This is a genomic window from Accumulibacter sp. (assembly GCF_029255285.1).
Lineage (GTDB): Bacteria > Pseudomonadota > Gammaproteobacteria > Burkholderiales > Rhodocyclaceae > Accumulibacter.
This window is the reverse complement of the sequence record NZ_JAPUVI010000055.1, coordinates 24,303-49,720: the sequence shown is the minus strand read 5'-3', so window position 1 is coordinate 49,720 and position 25,418 is coordinate 24,303. Positions and strand designations below refer to the sequence as shown.

The 25,418-nt window shown below is 63.3% G+C and carries 24 protein-coding genes and 1 CRISPR repeat array; of the genes, 14 read left to right on the top strand and 10 right to left on the bottom strand.

Annotation, left to right across the window (positions count from 1 at the left end; genetic code table 11):
* Positions 1-170 precede the first annotated feature (170 nt).
* The 10 genes from Q1M07_RS07720 (at position 171) to Q1M07_RS07675 (ending at position 10,676) form a co-directional block, all read left to right on the top strand.
* Positions 171-905 (top strand): methyl-accepting chemotaxis protein, encoded by a 735-nt coding sequence (locus Q1M07_RS07720; RefSeq protein ID WP_300452714.1) that lies wholly within the window; start codon positions 171-173, stop codon positions 903-905.
* 15 nt (positions 906-920) lie between these two features.
* On the top strand, positions 921-2,621 hold the full coding sequence (locus tag Q1M07_RS07715; RefSeq protein ID WP_300452712.1) for a phosphate ABC transporter substrate-binding/OmpA family protein: 1,701 nt from the start codon (positions 921-923) through the stop codon (positions 2,619-2,621).
* A gap of 15 nt (positions 2,622-2,636) precedes the next feature.
* Entirely contained in the window at positions 2,637-3,434 is a 798-nt protein-coding gene (locus Q1M07_RS07710) for an ABC transporter permease (RefSeq protein ID WP_300452710.1), read from the top strand.
* Positions 3,431-4,297, top strand: coding sequence for an ATP-binding cassette domain-containing protein (locus tag Q1M07_RS07705; protein ID WP_300452708.1), 867 nt, complete (start codon positions 3,431-3,433; stop codon positions 4,295-4,297). Before Q1M07_RS07710 ends, Q1M07_RS07705 begins: the two co-directional genes overlap by 4 nt.
* A gap of 2 nt (positions 4,298-4,299) precedes the next feature.
* Entirely contained in the window at positions 4,300-5,172 is an 873-nt protein-coding gene (locus Q1M07_RS07700; protein WP_300452706.1) for a hypothetical protein, read from the top strand.
* Positions 5,173-5,258: 86 nt separating this feature from the next.
* Positions 5,259-5,966 carry a PspA/IM30 family protein gene (locus Q1M07_RS07695; RefSeq protein ID WP_300452704.1) on the top strand — a complete coding sequence of 236 codons (708 nt, stop codon included), beginning with the start codon at positions 5,259-5,261 and terminating at the stop codon, positions 5,964-5,966.
* Between the two features lie 13 nt (positions 5,967-5,979).
* A complete protein-coding gene (locus Q1M07_RS07690) occupies positions 5,980-7,824 on the top strand; it encodes an ATP-binding protein (protein WP_300452702.1) in 1,845 nt (614 codons plus the stop codon).
* Between the two features lie 10 nt (positions 7,825-7,834).
* The gene (locus Q1M07_RS07685) at positions 7,835-8,287 is read left to right on the top strand and encodes a TerB family tellurite resistance protein (RefSeq protein WP_300452700.1); all 453 of its coding nucleotides are present in this window, start codon (positions 7,835-7,837) and stop codon (positions 8,285-8,287) included.
* A 69-nt stretch (positions 8,288-8,356) separates the two neighbouring features.
* On the top strand, positions 8,357-9,001 hold the full coding sequence (gene yfcF / locus Q1M07_RS07680) for a glutathione transferase (protein WP_300452698.1): 645 nt from the start codon (positions 8,357-8,359) through the stop codon (positions 8,999-9,001).
* 235 nt (positions 9,002-9,236) lie between these two features.
* Positions 9,237-10,676, top strand: coding sequence for a DUF294 nucleotidyltransferase-like domain-containing protein (locus Q1M07_RS07675; RefSeq protein WP_300452696.1), 1,440 nt, complete (start codon positions 9,237-9,239; stop codon positions 10,674-10,676).
* Between the two features lie 66 nt (positions 10,677-10,742).
* On the opposite strand, the gene Q1M07_RS07670 is transcribed toward Q1M07_RS07675, so the two are convergent.
* On the bottom strand, positions 10,743-11,018 hold the full coding sequence (locus Q1M07_RS07670) for an ArsR family transcriptional regulator (protein WP_300452674.1): 276 nt from the start codon (positions 11,016-11,018) through the stop codon (positions 10,743-10,745).
* A gap of 184 nt (positions 11,019-11,202) precedes the next feature.
* Between Q1M07_RS07670 and Q1M07_RS07665 the strand changes: the two genes are divergently transcribed.
* The 4 genes from Q1M07_RS07665 (at position 11,203) to Q1M07_RS07650 (ending at position 16,323) form a co-directional block, all read left to right on the top strand.
* Complete coding sequence (locus tag Q1M07_RS07665) at positions 11,203-11,583, top strand: group II truncated hemoglobin (RefSeq protein WP_300452774.1); 381 nt, start codon at positions 11,203-11,205, stop codon at positions 11,581-11,583.
* 85 nt (positions 11,584-11,668) lie between these two features.
* Complete coding sequence (typA, locus tag Q1M07_RS07660) at positions 11,669-13,510, top strand: translational GTPase TypA (RefSeq protein ID WP_300452672.1); 1,842 nt, start codon at positions 11,669-11,671, stop codon at positions 13,508-13,510.
* A gap of 102 nt (positions 13,511-13,612) precedes the next feature.
* Complete coding sequence (locus Q1M07_RS07655; RefSeq protein ID WP_300452670.1) at positions 13,613-15,226, top strand: 4-hydroxyphenylacetate 3-hydroxylase N-terminal domain-containing protein; 1,614 nt, start codon at positions 13,613-13,615, stop codon at positions 15,224-15,226.
* 203 nt (positions 15,227-15,429) lie between these two features.
* On the top strand, positions 15,430-16,323 hold the full coding sequence (locus Q1M07_RS07650) for a transporter (RefSeq protein WP_300452668.1): 894 nt from the start codon (positions 15,430-15,432) through the stop codon (positions 16,321-16,323).
* On the opposite strand, the gene Q1M07_RS07645 is transcribed toward Q1M07_RS07650, so the two are convergent.
* From Q1M07_RS07645 to cas5c, 9 genes are all read right to left on the bottom strand, one after another.
* Positions 16,320-16,916 carry an ACP phosphodiesterase gene (locus Q1M07_RS07645; RefSeq protein WP_300452666.1) on the bottom strand — a complete coding sequence of 199 codons (597 nt, stop codon included), beginning with the start codon at positions 16,914-16,916 and terminating at the stop codon, positions 16,320-16,322. The genes Q1M07_RS07650 and Q1M07_RS07645 overlap by 4 nt on opposite strands.
* Positions 16,913-17,284, bottom strand: a complete 372-nt coding sequence (locus tag Q1M07_RS07640) for a DUF3301 domain-containing protein (protein WP_300452664.1) — start codon at positions 17,282-17,284, stop codon at positions 16,913-16,915. Before Q1M07_RS07640 ends, Q1M07_RS07645 begins: the two co-directional genes overlap by 4 nt.
* Positions 17,285-17,351: 67 nt before the next feature.
* On the bottom strand, positions 17,352-17,543 hold the full coding sequence (locus Q1M07_RS07635; RefSeq protein ID WP_300452662.1) for a hypothetical protein: 192 nt from the start codon (positions 17,541-17,543) through the stop codon (positions 17,352-17,354).
* Between the two features lie 393 nt (positions 17,544-17,936).
* Positions 17,937-19,712: direct repeats of the CRISPR family, unit length 37 nt; unit sequence GTTTCAATCCACGCGCGCCCCGTGAGGAGCGCGCGAC.
* Between the two features lie 179 nt (positions 19,713-19,891).
* Positions 19,892-20,182: a CRISPR-associated endonuclease Cas2 gene (gene cas2 / locus Q1M07_RS07630; RefSeq protein WP_300452660.1), complete on the bottom strand. Its 291-nt coding sequence runs from the start codon at positions 20,180-20,182 to the stop codon at positions 19,892-19,894.
* Positions 20,183-20,193: 11 nt separating this feature from the next.
* A complete protein-coding gene (gene cas1c, locus Q1M07_RS07625) occupies positions 20,194-21,222 on the bottom strand; it encodes a type I-C CRISPR-associated endonuclease Cas1c (RefSeq protein WP_300452658.1) in 1,029 nt (342 codons plus the stop codon).
* Between the two features lie 7 nt (positions 21,223-21,229).
* On the bottom strand, positions 21,230-21,853 hold the full coding sequence (gene cas4 / locus Q1M07_RS07620) for a CRISPR-associated protein Cas4 (RefSeq protein WP_300452657.1): 624 nt from the start codon (positions 21,851-21,853) through the stop codon (positions 21,230-21,232).
* A 10-nt stretch (positions 21,854-21,863) separates the two neighbouring features.
* Positions 21,864-22,859, bottom strand: coding sequence for a type I-C CRISPR-associated protein Cas7/Csd2 (gene cas7c, locus Q1M07_RS07615; RefSeq protein ID WP_300452655.1), 996 nt, complete (start codon positions 22,857-22,859; stop codon positions 21,864-21,866).
* A complete protein-coding gene (cas8c, locus tag Q1M07_RS07610) occupies positions 22,856-24,619 on the bottom strand; it encodes a type I-C CRISPR-associated protein Cas8c/Csd1 (RefSeq protein ID WP_300452653.1) in 1,764 nt (587 codons plus the stop codon). Before cas8c ends, cas7c begins: the two co-directional genes overlap by 4 nt.
* A 2-nt stretch (positions 24,620-24,621) precedes the next feature.
* Positions 24,622-25,407 (bottom strand): type I-C CRISPR-associated protein Cas5c, encoded by a 786-nt coding sequence (gene cas5c / locus Q1M07_RS07605; RefSeq protein ID WP_300452651.1) that lies wholly within the window; start codon positions 25,405-25,407, stop codon positions 24,622-24,624.
* Between the last annotated feature and the right edge of the window lie 11 nt (positions 25,408-25,418).

The window sequence follows — 25,418 nt, the reverse complement described above, 5'->3', positions numbered from 1 at the left end:
GGACCTCGCCGGTTCGCCCGAGCGCAGCTTGACGGCGCCGGCCAAGGACAGAGATACTCTGCCCCTGACGTTTTCCGGGGCTTTTCTGCCATGTGCCGTTTCTTCCCCCTCATCCCCCGAACTCACTGCCAACCCCATCGCACGGCGCTGCCACTCTCCCGGGAGTCGGCATGAAGGGCATCCTGAATTTTCTCGCGCGGGCGAAACTGGTCGAACTCTCGGAGGACGAGAAACTGGTAACCGCCGACCGTGCAGCGGAACCTGGCCCGCACATTGCCGACGCCGGTCCGCCGGATGGACCACCGGACCAAATGCGATCGACGCCAAACGACGTCACGATCCCACCGCCGGCACCGGCCGCCGCTTCACCGGAGCCGATGGCCGGCGAGGACCACGCCACCCCGCTGGCGGACATCTTCACGGCGGCTGGCGTGCCGGGTTCGCCGTATCCGGCCGAGAAGCTGCTGCGCCTGCTCGACGGTTTGCGCGCCATGGACGCGGTAACCCGCAAGGCTGCGGTTCTGGCGATGGACGCGGCGGACGACAACTGGCAGATCGAGGACTGCGTCAGCGATGCCGAGTTCAAGATCGCCGCGCTCGACGCCTACAAGCAACAACTGGCCGTGCAACTGCAAGCCCGCGAGCAGCAATCGGCCGAAGTGATCCAGCACATCAAGCTGGCACTCGACAACTCGACGGCGGCGATTCGCCAGCAGATCAGCGAGCTCGAAGGTTTGCTCGAACGCGAAGTGACGCGCGCCGCGCAGGAAACGACCAGCGTCGAGGCCGGACTGCGGGCGGCCCGCGAGTCAAGCGCCCGCGAAACTCGCCGCATGGACGCCGAAATCGAACGGCTGCGCGAAATTCCGACCAACTTCAAGGCTTCGCAGGTCGCCGCGCACTGAGCAAGGAGAAAGCAGATGGCTCAACTCACACCATTGGCCAAGGGCCTGATCACCGTCATCGTGCTCGGCGTCGCCGGCTCGCTCGCCTGGAATTTCGGCCTCAAGGAACGCTTCGGCGGCAGCGAACCTACAGCCTCGTCGGCAAAACCGTCCGCCGCAACTCCGGAACCCCCCGCCAAGACCAAACCCGCGGCGGCTGCGAACAAGGCGAGCCCGACCGACGACCGCAATGCGCCGCTCGGCAGCCCGGGCAATCCGCTGAAAGTCAGCCTGGTCAGCTTCCACGGCTACGCGCCGGCATTGGTCGCCAACGGCAATTCGCTCGACACCCAGCCGGGATCGATCTACCACAAGAAGGACGTCAATGTCCGCTTCGTGATACAGGACGACATCCCGACGCTGGCCACCATCTTCGAGTCCGGCGCGGCGCAGTGCGCCTGGCGGACTTCGGACTTCTGGGCGCAGGAGCAGCCCAACCTGCGCAACGCCGGCCTCGACGGCCGCGCGGTGATGATCGTCGACAACACGCAGGGCGGCGATGCGGTTATCGCCAGCGATCCGGCGGTGAAGTCGATCGAGGATCTCGCCGGGCGTTCGGTCGCCCTGCTCCAGTTCACGCCGTCGCACGGCATGCTGATCGACGCGCTGGACAATTCGTCGCTTACGGCACGCAAGAAGGAAAGCGTCAAGCTGGTCTTCATCAACGCGGAAGAAGGCACCGCCGGCGTACGCGCCGCGCTCGAATCGGGCCACGTCGATGCGGCCGCGCTCTGGGACCCGGATCTGGCGCTCGCGCTGCGTAACGTCAAAGGCGCGCATGTCGTCTATTCGACGCGCACGGCAACCAACCTGATTTTCGACGTGATGGTCTGCGATTCCCGCCTGCTGGCCAAACCGGAAGGACAGGCGGTGGTGCAGAAATTCGTCGACGGCTGGCTGGAAGGCGTTCCGGCGGCGCGCGCCAACCCCGACAATGCGGTCGAGGCACTGGTCAAGACCGAGGAGTTCTTCAAGCTGCTGGCCGACAAGGAAGGCCGGCCTTTCGTCAAGAGCCTGTTCGCCAACGTCGTGTGGACCGGGGTCGAAGAAAACGCGCGCATTCTCGGTCTGGCCGGAGGAACCAACCACTACGAGCGCGTGTATAAGCGCTTCGACGAGATCTACCGCAAGGCCGGTGCGCTGGCCAATCCGAAGTCGCCGGTCGTGGCACCGCAGGACAGCTTCGACTACCGCTTCGTGAAGGCCATTCTGGCGCGCGACAAACCTGCCGCCGCGGCGGCCGCTCAACCGCAGACCACGTTCACCGAGTCGTCACTCAAAGAGGCGACCAAGAAGGAAGCGATAGTCACCAAGCCGGTGACCGTCGGTTTCGCTTCCGGCAGTGCCGAACTGAGCAAGCGCGCCGAGAAGACGGTCGATAGCGAGATGGTGCCGTTCATCGAAAACAACGGTAAAGCCTACTTCGAGGTGAGCGGCAATACCGACTCGACAGGATCGCGCGAAGTCAATCAGCGTCTGTCGGCGGCACGCGCGCGGGCGGTAGTCGATTATCTGGTGAAGCAGTGGGAATTTCCACGCGAGCGCTTCAAGATCGTCGGCTACGGCCCTGACCGTCCATTGTGCAACGAGGTCAATGCGGCGATGGAAGGTCTGTCGCTCGAAGACTGCCGAGCGATGAACCGGACGACGCGGGTTGCCGTTTTTGGCGGCCGCTAGGGCGGAGACGGACACATGCCGCAATTCTGGAACCCCTACGCGCCAACCGAGGCTCGCCGCCGGCGGCTGCTCGGGGTCGGCTCGGTGCTCGGCATCGTGTTGCTGTGGAGCGCCGTCGCCGCGTCGGATCTGGTCAGCCCAAGCAAGCTGCCGGCGCCCTGGCAGGTTCTGTCGGCGTTCTCGTACCTGGCCTGGAACGACGGGCAAAGCATGCTGCTCACGGCAACCCTGTGGTCGGTCGGCCGTCTGCTCGTTGCCGGCCTGCTGGTGATCGGCATCGGCATTCCGATCGGCATCGTGATGGGTGCCGCGCCGCAGGTCAACGCCGCGCTGTCGCCTCTCGTCGATCCTTTCCGCTCGGCGCCGGTGGTCGCCCTGCTGCCGATCCTCGTCATGTGGATGGGTATCGGCGAGTCAATGAAAATTGCCTTTTTGTTCATCGGCGCGGTCGTGTACCTGATTCCTATGGTCCGTGACGCCATCCAGGCAGTGCCGCAAAGCTACTGGATAGGCGCCCGCGACCTCGGCGCGACACCGTGGGAGTGCATCCGCCGCGCGGTCGTGCCGATGGCTATGCCGCGCATCGCCGACGCCGTAATCGTCGCCTTCTCGGTGATGTGGACCTACATCACGGTAGCCGAGTACGTCAATGCGCGCGAAGGACTGGGTCAGTTGATCCAGAACGCCCGCCGCTTCAGCGCCTGGGATCAGGTTTTCGCCGGAATCATGGTCATCATCGGACTCGCCTTGGCCACCTACCAGTCGATGATCTGGTTGAAGCGCCGCCTCTACCCGTGGGAGACTCAGCAATGACGGACCCGGTCGCCCCGACGCCATCGGCGGCAGGATCCGAAGCGAAGCCGGTTTCGGTCGTCGTCAAAGACATCGTCCAGGAGTACCCCTCGGAAAACGGCGGTGTGACACGAGTCATCGATCGCGTGACCTTGAGCTTCGATCGAACCGGAATCAACATGTTGCTGGGCCCCTCCGGCTGCGGCAAGAGCACGCTGCTGCACATGCTCGGCGGCGTGCGGCCGATGGCGGTCAAGACTCCGACCTCGGGCAGCGTGTCGATCGACGGCAAGGAGTGCCACGACGCCCACGACGATTCGGTGATGGTTTTCCAGCGCTACGCCAATCGCCCCGATCTCTCGGTTTTCGACAACATCGCCTTCCCTTTCCGCCTCAAGCTCTGGAAATCGCGCGTACCGGAAAGCGAGTGGCGTCGGCGCGTCGCCGACATGCTCGAGGCCGTCGGTCTCGCCGACAAGGCCGGCCTGCGCCCGGCGCAACTCTCGGGCGGACAGAACCAGCGCGTCGCACTGGCGCGCGCGCTGGTACTGCGTCCGAAAATCCTGCTGATGGACGAACCCTTCGGCGCACTCGACGCGCAGACGCGCGAGGAAATGCAGCGCCTGCTGATCGATCTCTATCGCTCCTGGCCGTGTCTGGTCGTCTTCGTGACGCACGACGTCACCGAAGCGCTGATGCTCGGCGACCGCGTGATCGTCCTGTCGACCCAGCCGGCGCGCGTCGCCGACGATTTCATGGTCAACGAAGCGCGGCCACGCTCGGCAGCCTGGCAACGCTCGGCCGAAGCACAGTCCCTCGAGGAACGCATCCTCAATCAGCTCCACGCCAGCCCCGGCAAGGGTCAGGTCAGGGTGACGATCTAGCGATGGCCGAGGGCAAACCGCCTTACGTCAGAGAAGTGCTGACCAGTCAGACCAACCTTTACGCACTGCTCGGCTCGCTGGCAACCGGGGCGTTGCTGTCGATTCCCTTCGGCTTCGGCGTCGGCGCGCTGCCGCTGATCGCCTTTGCCGCCGGCGAAGTGCTCGCCGTGCTGCATCTTCCGTCGCTGCCGACTTTTCGCGAAAAGGTCGACCGGCGCTGGCGGGCCAAGGCGCGGCAGGCGTCACGCGAGCAACTCATTGCCGAACTCCAGAAACGCGCCGCCAAACGTGATGGCTTTGCGCTGCGACTGCGCACCTACCAGCGCATGATGGAGCGCGTCGGAGCGCTTTACCAACGCGCCGAGGCCGGCCTGTCGAGACTTGCCTACCGTGACGTCGAACAGCTCGACGACGCGACGGTGGAGTATCTTGCCCTGTGGCTGTCGGCACTGGTGATCGACGACCGCATGGAATCGATCAATCTACGGGAAATCGATGGCAAGCTGGCGAGCATCGAAAAGGAACTCGCCGCGCCACGTCCGGGAACCGATCTCAGACAACTCCAGAAAGCGCGCGGCGACTACGCGGCGCTGATCGAGCGGCACAACCGGATGCAAAGCCGACGCCGGGCGCTCGAGGCGACGATGTTGTCGATGCCCGACCAGCTCGACGAAATCTACCAGACGATCATGACCCTGCCGGCCTCCGAAGATGTCGGCAGCCGGCTCGAGGAAGCCGTCGGCAAGCTGCGCCTGCAGGAAGACATCGAGGCCGATCTGGCGAACGGTCTGGCCGAAGCGCTGCCCGGCATCGCCATGCCGGCGGCGGGCAGTGCCCGGCGGCTGGCGGCGGTCGGCGAGGCCGGCAAAGGCTGAAATTTTTTGGCAGGCCCTGGTGACGATGGGCGTCGGGGGCTCACTCACGTTTCGCCGGGCGACCGGTTTAGGAAAGGGAAAAGGCGATGGCTGACATCAACTTCATGGGACGTCTGTCCAATCTCTGGTCGGGTTTCGTCTCGCTATGGATCACCGACGTCGAAAAGCGGCATCCGGAAATCGCCTACCAGAACGCGATCGATTCGATGATCGAGAAGTACGGCAAGCTGAAGAGTGCCACGGCGGCAATCATGCGCCGCCGGGAGGACATTTCGGCGCGCCTCGAAGGCGAGCGCGGCGAACTGGCAGCAGTCAGCGCCGACCTCAACGTGGCGCTCGCCACCGGCCAGGACGACCTCGGCGTCGTCCTGATCCAGAAGAAGAACGCGCTCGAAGCCAGCATCAAGACCTTGGAGCAGGACATGGAACAGGCGAAGACCGACGCACAGGAGGCCAAGGACTCGCTGATGCAGGTCAAGTCCGAGATCCAGAAACTCAAGGACGAGAAAGACCGTATGCTGGCCCAGATGCTCAGCGCACAGGCTCGCCTCAAGATCCAGAATCAGCTCGACGGCCTGTCGGTCGACGCCGAAGTCCGCGCGCTCGACAACGTCCGCGATCACATCAAGACGACGGTCGCCGAAGCCAAGATGGGCTCCGAGCTGCGCGATTCCGACCTCGACGTCAAACTCGCCAAGCTGCGGCAGAGTAGCGGCGCCATCACCGCCCGACAGCAACTCGACGAGATGAAGCGCGCGCGCGCCGCCCAGGCGGATGCCGGCAAGTCGATGTAGGGCTGGCACGCCCATGACTCCGACTGGCACGCTGCCAAGCGAAACCGCCGGCCGTTTGCCACTGCCGGCCTGGGCCGAAACGCTACGCCAGAAGTATCTGGCCGGCGAGGCTTCCGTCTTCATCCTTTACCGCAACGTTTTCGATCGCTATCCGGTCGGCGATCGCCACTACACCTTGCTGCCCTTCCTCAGCGACGTGCTGCTCAAGGACAACAAGCAGCACATCTTCGAGCTCAGCGTAGACCGTGGCGTGCGCGTCGTCCAGGGAAGCAGCCCGCAAGGCAAGGCCGAGCTGTATCGTCATCTCGAAGGCAAGGGACTGGCCGGCATTTTCGAGTCGCTCGAACGGCAGATGCTCGAGCAGCGCTCGAACGCCTTGCTGATTCCCTACGCCGGGACCATCTTTCCGGCGGCCGAATCACACTTTCTGTCTCTCGACGAGCGCGGGGCCTTCACCGCACTGCACCGCTGGTCGCTCGACGAAGCTTTCGCCGATCGCGACAACGTCGTCATCCTGATCAGTGAATCGCTGGCCGACATCAGCCCGGCACTGCTGACGCATCCACGAGTGGTGGCGATCGAACTGCCGATGCCGGACCGCGCGGCGCGGCGCGGCGCGATCGGCCACTACGCACCGGCCATGGCGGCCGGCGAAAGCGATCTCCTGGCCGACCAGACGGCCGGACTGCGCCTCATCCAGTTGGCCAGCATCGTCGCCAGCGAAGCTCCCCAGGGCCTCAACGAAACGCAGCGGAGAAACCTCATCGCCGAACTGTTGGCCGGTAGCCCGAAAGCCGCCGAGCGGGCACAGCGCCTGGCGGCGATCACCGCCGGAATGACGCCGCCCGAGATCCAGCAACTCGTCGACCCGACACGCGCGCTGCCCGAAGCGGAAGACCCCGCCAGCGAGATGATGGCCGTCGTCCGCCAGCGCAAGCGCGAGCTGATCGAGAAAGAGTGCGCCGGGCTGATCGAGTTCATCGAACCGCGCCACGGGCTGGACAGCGTCGGCGGCAACCAGCACATCAAGAGCGAGTTGCTCGAAATCGCCCGCCTGATCCGCAGTGGCGACCGGGCGCGGGCGCCGATGGGTCTGCTCGCGGTCGGGCCGATGGGCGCCGGCAAGACTTTCGTCATCAAGGCCTTTCTCAAGGAGGCGGGACTTTCCGGAGTGGCGCTGAAGAATTTCCGCTCGAAATGGGTCGGCTCGACCGAGGCCAACCTCGAACGCGTTCTGGCGACAGTCAAGGCGATGGGGCCGATTGCCCTGGTCATCGACGAAGGCGACCGCAGCTTCGGCAGTAGCGGCGATAGCGACGGCGGCACCGGCTCACGCGTCATCGCCCGCCTCAAGGAGTTCATGTCCGATCCCGAAAACCGCGGCCAGGTTCTCTTCATCCTGATGACCAACCGACCGGACAAGCTCGATACCGACATCAAGCGTCCGGGACGGCTCGATCGCAAGATTCCGTTCTTTTACGCCGAAACCGCATCCGAACGCGCCGCGGTCATCAGCGCCATTCTGCGGCGCTACCAGATCGTCCCCGAACTCGCCGACGAAGTGCTGGAAAACGCCTGCCAAGCGCTTGCAGGCTATTCCAACGCCGACCTCGAGGCCGTCGCCCTGCTTGCCGCCGAGTTTGCCGAACGTGAGCGCACGCCGGTGACCGCCGCCCTGCTGGCGCGGGCGATCGACGATTTCATGCCGCCACAGGAGATCGCGATGGTGAGCTACATGGAAATGCTGGCGGTTTCGGAGACCTCGCGACGCTCCCTGCTGCCGCAGCGCTTCCGCTCGCTGACGGTGCAGGAAGTCCAGACCCGGCTCGCCGAATTCCGGCGCCAGATCCACCCTTGAAGGAGTAGCCATGCTTCCCCTATTGATTGACGTTTCGCTTGATACCGACCAAACCGTCGCCGCGACGCAACTCCTGTTGCGCATTGCGCACGTCGATGGCGCCAGGACGGCGGAAGAAGTCGCCCTGATTCGCCAGTTCTACGACGCTTGCCGCAATGGCGCCGACGACTGGCCGGCCTTCGACTCGCTCGCCACCGAAACGCAGAACACCAACCCCGCCGGCGCTTTCAGAAACGCCGCGCAGCGCGATCTGGTCGTCGCCACCTGCCTGCTCGTCGCCTATGCCGACGGCGCGCTGATCGCCGAGGAACTGGCGGAAGTGCGCGTCGTCGCGACCGAGATCGGCATGCCGGCGACGCGCGTCGATGAACTGCTGGCGCTGGTCAAGGATTACATGCTGGCGCAACTCGCCCGACTGCCGGACGCCGCGTCGGTCGCCGCAGTCGCCCGCGAACTGGGCTAAGACTGGACCGAGTGGCGACAGCCCGCCCAGGCATGGGCCGCGCCCAGCTCGGTCGTTAACGAGACAACCATGTTCGATCAACAGCTTACACTCTACGTCGACGCGCACTTCCTCAGTCCGTACGCCATGTCGGCCTTTGTGGCGCTATACGAAAAAGGCCTGCCCTTCGCCATCCGCACGGTCGATCTGGAGGCAGGCGAGAACCATGACACGGGCTATGCGGCCAGATCGCTCACCTGTCGCGTGCCGACTCTCGTGCACGGCGACTTCAGCCTCTCGGAGTCGTCGGCCATTGCCGAGTATCTCGACGAAGCCTTCCCCGCTCCGCAGTACCCTCAGGTCCTGCCAAGCTCCCTGCACGCCCGCGCCAGAGCACGTATGCTCCAGGCTTGGCTGCGCAGTGATTTCCTGCCTCTGAGAGAGCAGCGCCCGACCGAAGTCGTATTTCTGGGACCCTGCGACCAAGCGCTGACCGCCAAAGCCAAGGCGGCGGCCGAAATCCTGTTTGCCGCCTGCGATACTCTGCTGGCCGGCAACGGCAGCCATCTCTTCGGCGACTGGTGCATCGCCGATACCGACCTCGCCTTGATGCTCAATCGATTGGTCATGAACGGCGATGCCGTTCCCGACCGGCTCGTCGCCTACGCTCGGCAACAGTGGCAAAGGCCCTCGGTTCAGCAGTGGGTCGCGCAGGAGCGCCGATCACGCGATTAGCGTGGCGCGGCACCGGCAGCCTCCTCGGCCCGGCTGGCGAATGGCGTCGGGCATGCGCCGACCGGCGCGAAGGATGGCTGCCGGGGTGGCATCCTGGAAGGACAGCGAGATTCCAGTGTCGACCCTGGCCGCCCATGTTAGAATCATGGGATTCGGCCGGACCGGCCACACCTGCCCCCGCCAAGTGTTCGCCGATCGACAAAAACCAGGGCCGAACCACAAGGAGCAGCGACCGATGGCTGAAGAAAGTCAGTTTTTTCGCCCGGTGAAGGATTTTTGCCAACGCACGGTGGTTACCTGCGAACCTGACGACGCGCTGGTCGGTGTCGCCCGAGTGATGCGCGAAAAGAACATTTCGAGTGTCGTCGTCTGCGAAAACAAGCTGCCAAGCGGCATCGTGACCGATCGCGACCTGCGCAACAAAGTGGTGGCCAACGGAACGGATCCGTCGACCCTCGCCGTGCGGGCAATCATGAACAGCCCCTTGTCGGTCATCGGCGAGAACGATCGGCTGTACGAAGCGCTCTACCAGATGTCGCGTCAGAACATCCATCGTCTGGCCGTCGTGGACGGCAAGGGCAAGCTTTCGGGGATCATCACCGACAGCGACATCATCCGCCTGCAGTCGCGCTCGCCGCATCAACTGGTGCTCGACATCGAGCGGGTACAGAACCTAGACGAACTGCGAACGGTGTTCACCCGCATCCAGAGCCTGGTCCTCCACTTGAGCGCCTCCGGCACGAGCACGCGCGACATGGTGCGCCTGATCGCCCACCTCAACGACCAGATCCTGTTGCGTCTGATCACCCTCCTGCACGCCGACCGTTTCGCCGACCTGCCCGGGCGCTTTGCCGTCGTCGTCCTCGGTAGTGAAGGGCGCGGCGAGCAGACGCTGCTCACCGACCAGGACAACGCCATCGTCTATGGCGACGAGCTCGGGGCCGACGAGATCGCGCGCATCGAGGACTTCTCACAGGTGTTGATCGATTCGCTGGTCGCCATCGGCATTCCCCCCTGCCCCGGCGGAATCATGGCCAACAACAAGGAGTGGCGGCGCAGCCTTCGCCAGTGGCAGGACCAGCTCGACCGCTGGCTGCGCTCGCCGACGCCGAGCAATGTGCTCAGTTGTGGGACCTTCGTCGACATCCGCACGATTTTTGGCGACCCCTCCTTCGAGCAGGAACTCAAGACCCAGGTTTACAGCCACGTCCAGCGCGACAAACTGTTTCTCATGCGGATGGTCGAAAACACGCTGCGCTTCGCACCGCCGATCGGCTGGTTCGGCAAGATCAAAGGCGAAAAGGACGGGGCGCATAGCGGCATGCTGGAGATCAAGAAAGCAGGGATTTTTGCCATTTCCGAGGGCGTCAAGGCGCTGGCGATTCAGGCCGGCACGCTCAAGGGCAGCACGCATCAGCGGCTTGAAGCGCTGGTCAGGGACAAGGTGCTAAGCAGGAAAGTCGCCGACAACATCGCCGAAAGCTTCGACTTCCTGGTGTTGATGCGGCTGCGCGCCCAGGTCGAAGCGGTGCGCGAAGGACAAGCGCCGGACAACTACATTTCGCTGGAGCGGCTCAACATGATGGAACTCGGCCGGCTGCGGATCGCCCTGAAAGGCGTCGAGAAGTTCCAGGAGTTCATCAAGGGGCACTTCCATCTGCATCTGCTCCGATAGACGAACCCGCCCCCGGCAACGGCCAGGCCGGAAAAAAACGAATCGCCAACGGCCCGACCAGCCACCTCAGTAGACCGTGGCTTCCGCGTCGTCGTCCTTCTTGACTCCGGGTTTCCGCCCGCGCGCCGGGGTCGGCAGATCGCAGGACAGCCGGCAACTGATGCCCTCGATCTTCCGGCCCTCGATGAAACGGGTGACCTTGCAGCAGATCACGTCGCCGGCTGCCGCCAGTCGCGTGATTTCATCCCGCAGATCGGCAAGCGGAATGTTGAGCGCCTCGGCCATGTCGACATCGAGTTGCTCCGCATTGGCTCGCAAATACGCAAGAATCGCTTCGCTCATCTGACTACTCCCAAGAAAGCCTTCGCCAATCGGAAAACCGACATAGTGTGCGCCGCAGAACCCGTTCTGGCAATCATCCGTCGGGCCGGCCTTGACGACGACGCGCGTTTGCTGCGGCGCAACAAACGAGTTATCATAGCAAGCGACGGGCGATTGTCAAGATTTCCCGCCACCTCACCACATGATGGACGAACAGACACCCTACCAACTGATGGGCGGCGACGGTGCCGTGCGCCTGCTTTGTCAACGCTTCTACGAGCTGATGGACAGCATTCCCCAGTTCGCCACGATCCGCGCCATGCACCCTGCCGACCTGCAATCCTCACGCGACAAGCTCTTCATGTTCCTCTCCGGATGGCTTGGCGGGCCCGACCTCTACGCCCAGCACATCGGTCACCCGATGCTGCGCCGCCGCCACCTGCCCTTTGCCATCGGAAAAGAAGAGCGCGATCAGTGGGTGGCGTGCATGTATCTGGCGATGGAATCGGTCGGCATCGCCGAGCGGTTGCGCGAAAGGCTGCTGGCGTCCTTCTTCAATACCGCGGATTTCATGCGCAACCAGTAGGCGTGAGCCGGTTTTCTGCGGCGCAACAGGGCGCGCCGACGCGCTGTGCTAGAATGGCCGCCCCTCCTGAAAGGCTGGCCTCCTTATGTCCCGTTCCGTCCGCAACATCGCCATCATCGCCCACGTCGACCACGGCAAGACCACGCTGGTCGACAAGCTGCTGGTTCAGGCAGGAACCTTCTCCGCCCACCAGCACATCACCGAACGGATGATGGATTCGAACGACCTCGAAAAGGAACGGGGAATCACGATTCTGGCCAAAAACCTGGCGGTCGACTATCAGGGAGTGCATATCAACATCGTCGATACGCCGGGGCACGCCGACTTCGGCGGCGAAGTCGAGCGTGTGTTGTCGATGGTCGATGGCGTCCTGCTGCTGGTCGATGCCGTCGAAGGCCCGATGCCTCAGACGCGCTTCGTCACCAAGAAGGCGCTCGCTCTGGGCCTCAAACCGATCGTCGTGGTCAACAAGATCGACCGCGACGGCGCCCGCCCCGACTGGGTGGTTGACCATACCTTCGATCTCTTCGACAAACTCGGTGCCAACGACGAACAGCTCGATTTCCCGGTGCTTTACGCGTCGGCGATCAACGGCTACGCGACGCGTGATCTGGCGCAGCCTTCGCCCGACATGCGACCGATGTTCGAGACGATTCTCGAGTACGTCTCCCCGCCCCACGCGGACAACATCGACGGGCCGCTGCAACTGCAGATCTCGGCGCTCGACTACTCGAGTTACGTCGGCCGGATCGGTATCGGCCGCATCCAGCGCGGGCGTCTCAAGCCGGCTCAGCCGGTGGTCGTCATGTACGGCCAGCCCGATGCCGATGGCGGGTTCGCGCATGGCCAGCCGAAGAACGCCCGGGTTGGCCAGGTTTTCGGTTTCCGGGGTCTCGAGCGGGTGACGATGGACGAGGCACTGGCGGGCGACATCGTCCTGGTGACGGGGATCGACGATCTGTCGATCGGCTGCACGATCACGGATGCCGAAAAACCCGAGGCGCTGCCGATGCTGAAGATCGACGAGCCGACGCTGAACATGACCTTCATGGTGAACAACTCGCCCTATGCCGGTACCGAGGGCAAGTTCGTCACCAGCCGGCAGATCGGCGAGCGCCTGCGCAAGGAACTGCTGACCAATATGGCGCTGCGCGTCGAGGAGACCTCGGACACCGACAGTTTCCTGGTTTCGGGACGTGGCGAACTGCATCTGACGATCCTGCTCGAAACGATGCGCCGTGAGGGTTATGAGCTGGCGGTCGGGCGGCCGCGGGTGATCGTCAAGGAGATCGACGGCGAACTGTGCGAGCCCTACGAGATGCTGACCCTGGATATCGAGGAAGCGCATCAGGGAGCGGTCATGGAAGCGCTCGGCTATCGCCGCGGCGACCTGGTCGACATGACGTCCGACGGCCGTGGGCGGGTCCGCCTGGAGTATCGCATTCCGGCCCGCGGTCTGATCGGTTTTCAGGGCGAGGTGATGAACCTGACGCGCGGTACCGGGCTGGTCAGCCATGTCTTCGACGAGTACGCCCCGGTCAAGGGCGAGATCGGCGGCCGCCGCAATGGCGTTCTGATTTCCGGCGAAAAGGGCGAAGCCGTCGCCTATGCCCTATGGAAACTGCAGGAACGCGGGCGGATGTTCACCGTGCCCGGCGACAAACTCTACGAAGGAATGGTGATCGGCATCCACAGCCGTGACAACGATCTCGTCGTCAACCCGATCAAAGGCAAGCAATTGACCAACATTCGCGCCTCGGGAAGCGATGAAGCGGTTCGCCTGGTACCACCGGTCGCCCTGACCCTCGAATCCGCCGTCGAGTTCATCAACGACGATGAACTGGTCGAAATCACACCGAAGAGCATTCGCATCCGCAAGCGGCTGCTTACCGACCACGAACGGCGCCGGGCGGCGCGCGAGGGCTGATCGATCGGTGCCGCGACAGGCGCGCTCGACCCTCCACGATTTGACAACTTCCCGACCGGCCTCATGGCCCGACGAGGCTACGAAGACGACTGAGAAACAGCAATGACTCACCGCCAAACAACGCCCGCCTCATCCGGTACGCTGTCGAGCGGCGCCGAGTACCGCGATTCCTTGCGCCGCTACCGGCCTCGAGTTTATGTCGATGGTGTGCTGATCGAATCGGTTGCCGACGCACGCGAACTGCAACCCGGAATCAACGCGCTCGCGGTGAGCTACGATTTCGCTCTCGACCCCGCGAAAGCGCCGCTGATGACCGCCGTGCCAAGCTCCCGCGGCCGGACGGTCAACCGGATGCTGCACATCAACGAGTCGGCCGGCGACCTCCTGAACAAGCTCGAGGCGGTGCGCCTGCTGTGCCAGGAAACCGGTTGCGCGCAGCGCTATCTGGCGCACGACGCCTTGAACGCGATCCAGCAGGTCAGCGCCCGGATCGACGACGCGCACGGCAGCCGGGAACATCGTGCCCGTTTCGCGGCTTACCTGGAATGGGTCCAGGAGCGCGACCTGGCACTCGGCATCGCGATGACCGACGCCAAGGGTGACCGCTCGCGACGGCCGCAGCAGCAAGCCAACCCCGATACCTACGTGCACGTCGTCGAGCGGACGGCAAGCGGCATCGTCATCTCGGGAACCAAGGCGATCGTCACCGGCGCGCCCTACATGCACGAGCTTCTGGTCATGCCAAGCCGCAACATGGGGCCAGCAGACGCCAATTTCGCCGTCTGCTGCGCGCTGCCCATCGATGCTCCGGGAGTGACGATCGTCGCCCGCCCGGCAGGCCGCCCCGGCGAGAAGGTCGAGCACGGCGCCGCGCTCTTTTCCCGGCGCTATGGTCAATCCACCGCGGTCGTCGTTTTCGACCGCGTCTTCGTGCCCTGGGAGCGCGTCTTCTTCGCCGGTGAATGGGAACATTCGGCATCGCTGACCTATGACTACGCGACGCACCATAGACACAGTTGCATCGCCGCCCGGGCCGGTTTCGGCGATCTGTTGATCGGCGCCGGGGCGCTGATGTGCGAGGCCAACGGCTTCGACCCCGGCAGGAAAGCCAGCCTGCGCGAACCGATGGTCGAACTGATCAAAATCACCGAGGGCTTCTTCGCTTGCGGCGTCGCCGCCAGCGTCTATGGCCAGCCCGACGAACACAGCGGCAGCTTCATGCCGGAGCCGGTCTTCGCCAATATCGGCAAGCTACTGCTCGCCACCCAGATCTACGACATGCATCGCCTGGCGCACGAAGTCTCGGGCGGCCTGATCGTCGCCCTGCCCGGTCCGGACGAAGATCACAACCCGGCGACCGCGGCCACCCTCGCCGAGGTGCTGCGCGCCAACCCGGACGTACCTTACGACAAGCGGATCGAAGTCGCGCGCTTCATCGAGGACCTCACCGCTTCCTACCAGGGCGGCTGGTACTCGGTGATCAGCCTGCACGGCGGCGGCTCGCCGGCAGCAATGAAACAGGAGATCTGGCGTAACTACCCGCTCGGCAGCAAGGTCGAACTGGTCGAGAGGCTGCTGGATCGGGGCGTCCTGCACGACGACAAGCGACCCATCACCCGCCAGCGGCAGCCGGGGCGCTGTTGTGACGCGGGCTGCTCGCCGCCCGGACAGGCGATCATGGTGCCGCTATCGTCGGGGGCCGGGAAAACCTCCTGAAACCGCCCGCCGGAACGCGCTTCGCGCCGCGACGGGAAAACCCTCGGCACACACGACGGGTCGCCACGGCCGCTCTTCCGCCGGAACATCGACCGCAGTGATACCATTGCCGGCTGGCCGCCGGACGCGGTCGATCCTTGGCCCGACAAGGGATGGCGCGGCGGCGGGCGAGGCAACAGACAATCAGGGGAGAGAAAAGACCAATGCGCAAAGCCCAACGACTTCTACTGCTGGCCGTGCCGGCGCTGTTCACCAGCGCCGCCGCGGCGCTCGAGGGTCCGGACCAATATCCGAACGGTTCCGAGAACTTCATGGCCGGCGCCCTGCCGCCGCCCGGGAACTATTTCATCAACTACCTGGGCTACTATCAGGGCGACTACCGTGACAACCGGGGAGACAAGGTTCCCGGACTGAAAGTCAACGCCACCTTCGACGCGCTGCGCTACATCCACGTCACCAACCAGAAGATCTTCGGCGGGGACTGGGCCATGCATGCGATCGTGCCGCTGGTGTACCAGAAGCTGCACACGCCGATCCCGGCGATCGGCACCGGCAGCACCTTCGGCCTGGGCGACATCGTCATCGACCCGATCATCATCGGCTGGCACTTGCCGCCCGACTGGCACCTGACCGTTGGCCTCGACATCTACCTGCCAACCGGCAAGTACAACCGGAACGACCCGACCGAGAGCATCGGCGCCAACTACTACAGCTTCGAACCCATCTTTGCCTTCACCTACCTCAACCAGAGCGGTTTCGAAGCCACGGCGAAGCTGATGTACAACATCAAGACCAAGAACCGCGACACCGATTACGAGTCGGGCGACAATTTCCACATGGACTATCTGCTGGGCCAGCACTTCGGCCCCTGGGCCGTCGGCCTCGCCGGCTACTACCTGACGCAAACCACCGACGACCGCATCGACGGTCGCCAGGTCGGCCCGGACGGCAGACGCGGCAAGGTCTTCGCCTACGGCCCGGCGCTCAAGTACGACTACAAGGGAACGAGTTTGGTCGCCAGTTGGAGCCACGAAAGCGGCGTCGAGAACCGATTTCAGGGCAACAAGTTCTATTTCAAGTTCGTCACCGGCTTCTAGGCCGGCCGCGGCAGCCGAAACGATTCCGCGAAGTCCATCGCGGCCGGCAGGAACTCCACGAAATCACCCTCGAAGCCGCGATAGTTCAGGGCAAGCTCGCCGCCGGCTCCGCGCAGAGGATTGCTGCGCCTGACCCGGTGCTCGCCGATCCGGTCGAGCGCCCAGCCGATCGCGGCTGGTTCGCGATAGCCCGCGAGCCAGTCGCCGGCGCGCATCGCGGGCAGGATTTGCGCCAGCCGCTCGGGCAGCGCGCGTTCGCCAAGCAAGGCATAGACACCGGCCGTAAAGACTTCGAGCGGCTCGGGCGAGTAACGCTCCCAATGCGCGGCAAGGAAATGATCGTAAAACAGGTCGACGAGGATGCCGCTGTAGCGGCGACGTTCGGCGCTGACCCGCTGCCGGCTTCGCTGGAACGCCGGATGGGAATCCGCATAGCTGTCGATGCGCCGGTGCAAGACGATGCCCTGCACGACGGCTGGTGCCAGGCCCGGTGGCGGCGGCCAAAGCGGCCCCTTGATGAAGTCGCCAAGCAATCCACCGAGGCGGCAGTCCGCATCGTCGCCGGCCAGTAGTGCATGCGCCAGATAATTCACTGCGGCGAGCGCGGCGACGAGCGATCCGCGTCGCCGCCGACGACCGACAGCGACGACTGCCGCACGAACTGCGGCCCATGCGGCAGGTGCAGCATCGACAGTTCATTCCCCAGCAGCGTCACGTAACCGTTGCGACGATTGTCGCCCGTGTCGCTGTATTCGAAGTGGTAGACACGGCGCAGCCGCAACCGGCCTTGCTCGTCACGCTGCGGCCGGAGCGAACCGAGTGCCACGGTATCGTCGAGCAGCAGCAGTCGCTCGGCGTCGCAGGCCGAACTCGCGACGCGGATTGCCGCGTCGCGCGCCTTGAAGCTGTCGAGCCAGAACCACACGCCGGCCAGCAAGGCCAGCAGACTGAGTGTCTCCATCCAAGGTATCAATGCCGGGCATCCCTGTGGCTTTAATTGAAGTTCGGCCGCGCTCGGCCTTCATCGCTCAGAAGCGGCTGAGCGACAGCGCGGTGCCGGGGGGATTCCGGCCGTTCATCCCGCCGCTTGGCCACCACCGGCTGGCACAGGAAGTCAGAGCCGTCTCCAGTTCCCTTCGCCACGATCCGTAACCCTTCTTCGCCTGGCCCTCGGGCGGTGGCGTCGCCAGATCGGCCCTTGGCTGACTTCTCCACGACATTCGTCCTCCGCAAACGCCCAGCTTCGACGCTCCGACCGGGCTTCCTTCAGCCTTCCTTGCCGCAGCGCCCTTGTCCATCTCCAGGTGCCGGACTTAGCCGACGAAGCAAAGCGCCATGCCCGACGCGCACGAAACGCACAACCCACCGCCATCGGCAGGCGAAGTCCGCTTAGAGAGGTCAGTTCACGCGCGGGTTCCCAGTACAACCCCTTCAGGTGACGAATGACCTCACCCACAGTATGCGCCCCAGGCGCTGACAATTCCATGGCCAATCCTCCCGCCGCCTGCGAACTCGAACTATGAGAGCTTTCCGGTCGCCATTGCCCTTTGTTCTTGCTACGTCAGCACGAACAATTCCTACCCTGCGAGGTGCGCGCCCACATCCCACGCATCGTTTCAATCCACGCGCGCCCCGTGAGGAGCGCGCGACGCTGGTCGCAGTATAGCTTCCGCCAACTGGAGAAGTTTCAATCCACGCGCGCCCCGTGAGGAGCGCGCGACCGCACTCTCGCGGATATGGCCTCGTCGTGCTGCAGTTTCAATCCACGCGCGCCCCGTGAGGAGCGCGCGACACTGCGCCAAGCAATTGATGATGTACGAACTCACATGTTTCAATCCACGCGCGCCCCGTGAGGAGCGCGCGACGCCAGCAAACCGTCGACGGCATGCTTCCATCGCCGTTTCAATCCACGCGCGCCCCGTGAGGAGCGCGCGACGCACCAGGAATAACAATCTGCCCATCCTGGTAATGTTTCAATCCACGCGCGCCCCGTGAGGAGCGCGCGACGCACAAGCCCGCTGATCTTGAACAAATTCACTGAGTTTCAATCCACGCGCGCCCCGTGAGGAGCGCGCGACGGCCGACGAGAAATCCCAGCGTCCCGGTGCCGCTGTTTCAATCCACGCGCGCCCCGTGAGGAGCGCGCGACGATCATCGAGGCTCTGTCGGGGTTCTGGCCTGATGTTTCAATCCACGCGCGCCCCGTGAGGAGCGCGCGACCGTGAGACTGGCGTCGGTCATGTCGACCGGGTCGGTTTCAATCCACGCGCGCCCCGTGAGGAGCGCGCGACCGGGACGCGACGCTTAACAGTGTGAACCTCAGCGGTTTCAATCCACGCGCGCCCCGTGAGGAGCGCGCGACCGTCGCCCACCCCTCGCCACGGGCCGCGCACGAGGTTTCAATCCACGCGCGCCCCGTGAGGAGCGCGCGACCTCGTTTCATCGGGGAAGGAGTAAGCATGCCCATGTTTCAATCCACGCGCGCCCCGTGAGGAGCGCGCGACGCCGAGATTCTCAGTACTGCACGACTCTCCACTGGTTTCAATCCACGCGCGCCCCGTGAGGAGCGCGCGACGCAGCGGCTCAGGGCCCTTTCGTTAGTGATCCATGTTTCAATCCACGCGCGCCCCGTGAGGAGCGCGCGACATGAGACAGAGGAGAAATGATCTCTTCCGTCCATGTTTCAATCCACGCGCGCCCCGTGAGGAGCGCGCGACCAAGATGAGGACCCTTATGATAAGCCTTACCTCTGTTTCAATCCACGCGCGCCCCGTGAGGAGCGCGCGACTGCCGAAGGCGAAGATTGACGACCGCAGCGCAAGCGTTTCAATCCACGCGCGCCCCGTGAGGAGCGCGCGACCTACAAGACGCTGAAGGCGGAAGTATTCCCAGGAGTTTCAATCCACGCGCGCCCCGTGAGGAGCGCGCGACAGCGAATCAATCGGCTTCGCCGGCCGATCGATGAGTTTCAATCCACGCGCGCCCCGTGAGGAGCGCGCGACGCTTGGCAATGCTAGGCACGGCACGGAAAGGCGAAGTTTCAATCCACGCGCGCCCCGTGAGGAGCGCGCGACGTAGAAGGCTGGAAGCCTGGCGTATTCCCGCGCGCTGTTTCAATCCACGCGCGCCCCGTGAGGAGCGCGCGACCGCGCGGCTTCAACAACAGGCCGAGCGGCGCCGTAGAGATGCCCGGTCGGCACGAGATGTTTCAATCCACGCGCGCCCCGTGAGGAGCGCGCGACGGAGTATGCGCGGAGGTGGGCGGCAGAGCGTGGGCTGTTTCAATCCACGCGCGCCCCGTGAGGAGCGCGCGACGATGATGTCGTCGGGCATGGGTAGATAATCAGATCATGTTTCAATCCACGCGCGCCCCGTGAGGAGCGCGCGACTCTTCGCGCGTAACAGCATGTATTGTCGACAAAAGATTCATGGCCAACGCAAACGTCCTCATTAGCGGGAGCCAGTGACGGCGCCTCTTCCGTTGTCGGCATGCTTTCATATGAAAAATCATGGCGTTACTGACTGCGCGAACTATCCGCGATATCACCAATCACTTGGCGTTCGCGCTTCATATTACCAGTGGCCCGTCAAAATCCGTAGCTTTGAATCGTCCATACTCGTGCACTTCACATCCGCGCGTGTTGGCCATCCGATAGAGGCGCAAGCAGTCTTCATTGACCTGAATCTCGGCCAGCAGACGACGTTCCAGTTCATCGAATTGCATCTGATTGACCTGGCATTCAAAGACGGATTTCTGGACACGTTGCCCTGTGCTCTCACAGATCTTTGCAACGCGCCGGAGGCGGCGGCGCCCTTGGGAGGTTTCGGTGTTTACGTCGTAACAGACGATGACCAGCACCGCGGTGATCCTCAGCGCATTACAAACGGCATATAGCCGTCGGATTCACCGCGGATGGCGCGGGCCAGCAAGCGAGCCTGCACGAGCGGAATCACGCCCAGCGGAATCGACTGGGCCAGCAGAGGATGCGTTATGGTTTCCTGCTTTCTCTCCTGAAAGGCCACCACCACAGCCTTGCGGGCATCGCCATGAAGCATGACGGCACCTCCTTCGCGAACGATGAATCCATCCGGAGCGACCTGCCCGCGATTGATGAGGGTCAGAACCAGGCGATCTGCCAAAGGCCGGAATTCTTCTTGCAAATCAAGCGCCAGAGCGGCACGGCCTGGGCGGACGGCATGCAGAAAGCCGATCTGCGGATCAAGTCCTGCGGCCTCGACAGCGGAACGGCAGTCATTCATCCACATGGCGTAGACGAATGACAGCAGCGCGTTGAAGCGGTCGCGCGGTGGTCGGCGTGTGCGGCCTTCCATGGCGAAATGGGTACGCAAGTCCGGCCGCACGATGAGAGTCAGTACGGCGAAGTACTCCCGAGCGGCCACACCTTCAAATCCGCGTAGAGCGTCAAGACTGTCGGCCACAGGCAAGCCGCGCAGGGCGGCGGCGAGATCATCCGCAGCGCGCGTGAGGGCCGCTCCATCCGTGCTTGACTTGGCTTCGCGCGCACCGCGTAGCAGCACCTGTCGCGCGTTCTTGATCTTGCCAGCGACGCAGGTACGGGCGGTGTCGAGCGCAAACATGGCATCATCGGCGCGGCGGTGATGGGCTTGACGCAACAGAACATTGCCGGACGTTCCTCCTTCGAGCCTGGCCTTGAAGCGCCCATGGTCATCCAGCAGAACCAGCGCGATGCCCTCATCGGCCAGACGATGCATGAGCGGCGCCGAAAGACCGACATGTCCGAAACACACGACACTGGCCAGATGGTGCAGCGGTACCCGCAGGCGCAGCTTGTGTTCGATTTCGACGCACAGGGTATCGTTCTCCAACCGCAGATAGCTTTCGGGCTGAGTGACGTATAGCGTGTTCAGTAATTGCATGCCGTTCTCAGCGATCCGGGTCGAACAAATCTTCGCGCCGCAAGCTCTTGAGATTGCCCAGCGCCTGCGGCTGACACAGGTCGATCAGCGAGCACTCCCGGCAGCGCGTATCGTTGATCAGGGGCGGCGGCATTATCTGGGCCATGAGCATTTGGCGAATTGAAGCGACGGTTTGTTCGGTGGCTGCGCGCAACTGGCTGGTGAACATCACGTCGCGACGACGCTTGCTCCTGGCGTGAAAGATGGCTCCTCGCAGGATCGTCCTGCCGAACATCTCTTCCAGGCACAACGCTTGTGCCGCCAGTTGCAGGTCATCGTTGTCGTGCTGCTTTTTCGCGCCGTGCTTGTATTCCACGGGGTAGATCGTCCCGTCTGGCCAGAATTCGACCACATCCCCCTTGCCGATCAATCCCAGGCGTTCGCTCCAGATCGGCAGGGCATACTCGACACGCGCGCCTTCCCGATTGCTGGCATGCGCCACGCGATCGACGCGAGCGTGCTCGGCGTTGCCGCTCGCCGTGTGCCGATTCTCCGCGAATTCGTTTTCGAGATAGATCAGGGCACAGCGGCGCGGGCAATACGCGTACTGGTTGAGCGCCGATACATTGACCGGCTCCAGATCGTCAGTCACGGTTGCCGCGCTACGCCTTCACCAGCCGCTGCTCGGTGAAGCTCCAGCGCCAGAGTTCGACGCCCTTGGGCACGCGATCCAGATGCACCTTCACGTCGTAGTCGGCGTAGCGGCGAGGCAGCTTGCCCTGATCTTTCAGGGCGGGAACTTCGATGACGCGGCCGAGATCGAGCAAGTGATGCGCGGGCGCACAACCGAGCATGGCTTGCCGTTCCTGCGCCAGCGGATCGCCGTTATCCGCACCGACGTGCTTGAACACGAACAGGTCACGGCAGGACATCACGCCTTTGGACGCGGAACGGTCGTGGTCGTACATGTTGGCCAGCGCTTCCCATAGCTCGGCGAGGTCGGCCTCGGAGAACTTCGTGCCTTGCGCCAGATGCGCGGAAACGAAGCCTTTGGTCACATAGAGGCCGTACGAGATGAGGGACTTGCGGCCCATGGTGCGCAGGCTGTCTTCCTGCTGCTGTTCTTCCCACTTGACGTAATCTGCTGCCGTCTTTGCATCCTTCACTTTTTCCGCCACCGCCATGCGCGTTATCGCCGAATCCATCGGCAGGATCGGGTCGATGGATCGAGAAAAAGCCACCTGGACCGGCCCACGTACCTGGCCAGCGTTCGCGCCGGTCGACATCACTGCGCCAAACGTTCGCACATCGTAGAACTGCTGGCACATCCAGTCGCGGGCCTTGGTCACCTGCGAGCGGTTACCGCCACCGGCCGGTGCGCCATGGGTGGCTTCATGCGCGGCAGCTATGGGGCGATTGAGGTTAGTGGAGTGCTGAACGAAAATCGCGTGGCCCTCACAATTGCCATGCTTGGTCTGCACGTAGTTGCGTACCCGTCGTTTGATGGCCACATCCGATACCAGCCCGTGCATGTCTTCGGGGTCGATGCGCGGGCTATTGCCGGCGTCGGGATCGCCGTTCGGATTGCCGCGTTCGCAGTCAAACAGATAGAGAAATTCGTAGCGGTTCTTGATGGCTGTCGGGTTGTCGTTGCTCATGGCTGTTCTCCGTTGTGCTCGTCGTGTTGTGCGTCTTTCTTCGGGCTACGCAGGGCGGCCAGTTGCTGGTAATAGCCCAGCGCGAAAAGACCTTGCCCTTCGAGGTCCAGTGTGCGCGGCAAGCCGTCACCGAAGCACCCCATCACTTCGCCAATCTGTTGCTCGTACCAGAAGGACAGTCCGCCCTCGAGCTTGCCAAGATGGTTGCGCGCATTGGCGACCAGCCGCCCCAGTGTGAGCCCCGGAGCGGTACTTGCGGCTGGATAGAAACGCTGCACAACTCCAGCGCCGACATCGCCGAGCGCCGCGTGCTGCAGTCGTGCAAGGACGGCCAACAGACGCCCGCAGTGATAGGCCGGATCGGGATGGTCCGGGTTGAGATAGGGCTTCATATGCTGTCCTCCTGAGGGTTTGCGAACAAAGTAGGCTTTGATAAGACCCATGCGGGCGTGATTGAAGGTGTCACCCTTGATGAGAGCAGAGCGAAAGCGATCCAGAGCCTGCGCCATGAGTGACTGTGGTATCGCTTGTCCGGCGACGGCGGCACGCCACAGGGCCGCCGTCGTGGAAGCAGGCAAGTCCTTCAGCTCTCGCACCAGCGCCCCGCCAACGGCGAGGAACCTGGGATCGGGCGCCAGACGCTCACTACTGTCGCGATGGGCAATGGATAGATCGGTGAACCAGGCTTCGATACAGGACAACAGCTGCGCGAACTGCCCTTCCATCCAGTCGCGGACCATCACCCGGCCGGAGGCACCGGACAGCGTCATCGCGTAATAGTGGTTGTGCCCGAGTTGCGCTCGCTCCCCGGTATGAATGGACTCAAGCAGCTTGCGCGCCTGACCCAGAGCGGAGGCGGTTTGCTGTTCTTCGGTTTGCATGCCGTAAAGCATGGCGAAAGGGTCATCCTCAGGAGGAATACGCTCGCCAAACCAGTACACCATCAGGGCGTTGGTTCGGCGCGAGGGATTCTTGCGCGTTGCCTCTTGCTGCTCTTTGATCAGGTGGTTGATTGCATCAACGTATTGCTGGGCCGCTGCCGCCCCCATAGCGGCATTTGATGATTTTTCCAGCCCGAACGACCGGAAGGCTGCCTTATCGAAACCAACCACCACATCGCCCATGGCTAGTCCACCGACACCCGCAAGGCCTGTCACCTTGGGCTGGGTGAACAACGGCTGGGCGAGTTCGCCAGTCAGAAGACACACCATTTGGCCGGACAACTTGGGGGCATCTTCGTCATTGCGAAGAAGATCTTGATGTCGCCGCGCCCGCCACCATGCCTGAACATCCGCTTGGGCACACGGATCGGATTGGCCGATTTGCCATGTCAGCCAATCGGCGGGTTTCACGCGCTTTTCGACCATCATCAGGCGCAGTGATTCTCGCGTTGCACTGTCGCTTAGCAGTGATGCAGCCGCCTGCAATAAGCGAACTTCAAGAGCCGACTGGGTCAGCATCTCAACGTAGAAACGGTGACGGCCTTCAGCCGAGACAATTCTCTCGCGCGATTCGTCGGGTTTGAAGTGACACGCGATGGTCTGCGCCGTTTCAATCAGAAAGTGGGCCTTGCCTCCCGAATTCATGGCGTGCATGTCCGGGCAGCGTTCGATCTGAATGCCGGACCGGCCATCTCCCAAGGGCACGATGTTGAGCAGATTGCCTGCTTCAGATAGTTGAATGCACCAGCGAACTTCTCTCGACTTGAAGCCTGGTTCACCGCCAAGCTTCTCTCCATACTCTCTCAGCGCTTGCAACATGCCTACGCTCTCCCCGGTTTGCGAACCGCACTGCTGCCGTACTCCGGCACCTCCAGCACACCATTTTTCACCGTAGCGTCGAAAACCGAAATGAATGGCGTACCGTCCAGTTTTGGTGCTTCGTTGGCGAGGTCGAACACGTCGTAGAGCATCCAGCCAAGGTGCTGATTCAGGGGCACGGCTGGTGATGTTGACGTTCCGGGTGGGATGTACTCGAAAAAGGCCACGAATTCGCGACAGCCGAAATACGGTTGCTGGAAGCATTTGCCGTGCTGCGCCCGGCGCAGAAAGCAGGCATTGAGCTTGCCGAGTTCATGTCGGTGAGTGGCATGCGGCACGATGCGCGCGGTGATGCGGTAGCGAACGTTTTTGAGAGCAACCGTCTGGCGCTGGGTGCGGCCGGTGGTTTCATCATCGCCATCCGCCCAGAGCGGCTCTGGACTTTCTTTTCCATTCATCCACTTGTTCAGCGTTGTCATCCCGGGTACGGTGCCTTTTACTTCGTTGCGGCGCAGCGCGATGAAGCGCGGCATTTCCAGGACTTCGACGCGCGCGACCTGCCAGTAGAAATAGGGGCGAATGATCTCGCGCACGCTGTTGCCGGTTCGTCGCTCGTCCCGCTTTCCGTCCCAGTAGATGGCATCGAAGATGCCTCGCGCAGCCGATGGCGTGATGACCGGATAAGAAAAACGCTCGACCTTCATTTCGGGGCGGGTGAAGCAGGCGAGGTCACCCCAGACTTCCAGCGTATGGGTGTTCGGCGGTGTATCTTGCTGTCCATTTGGCATACATGTCTCCC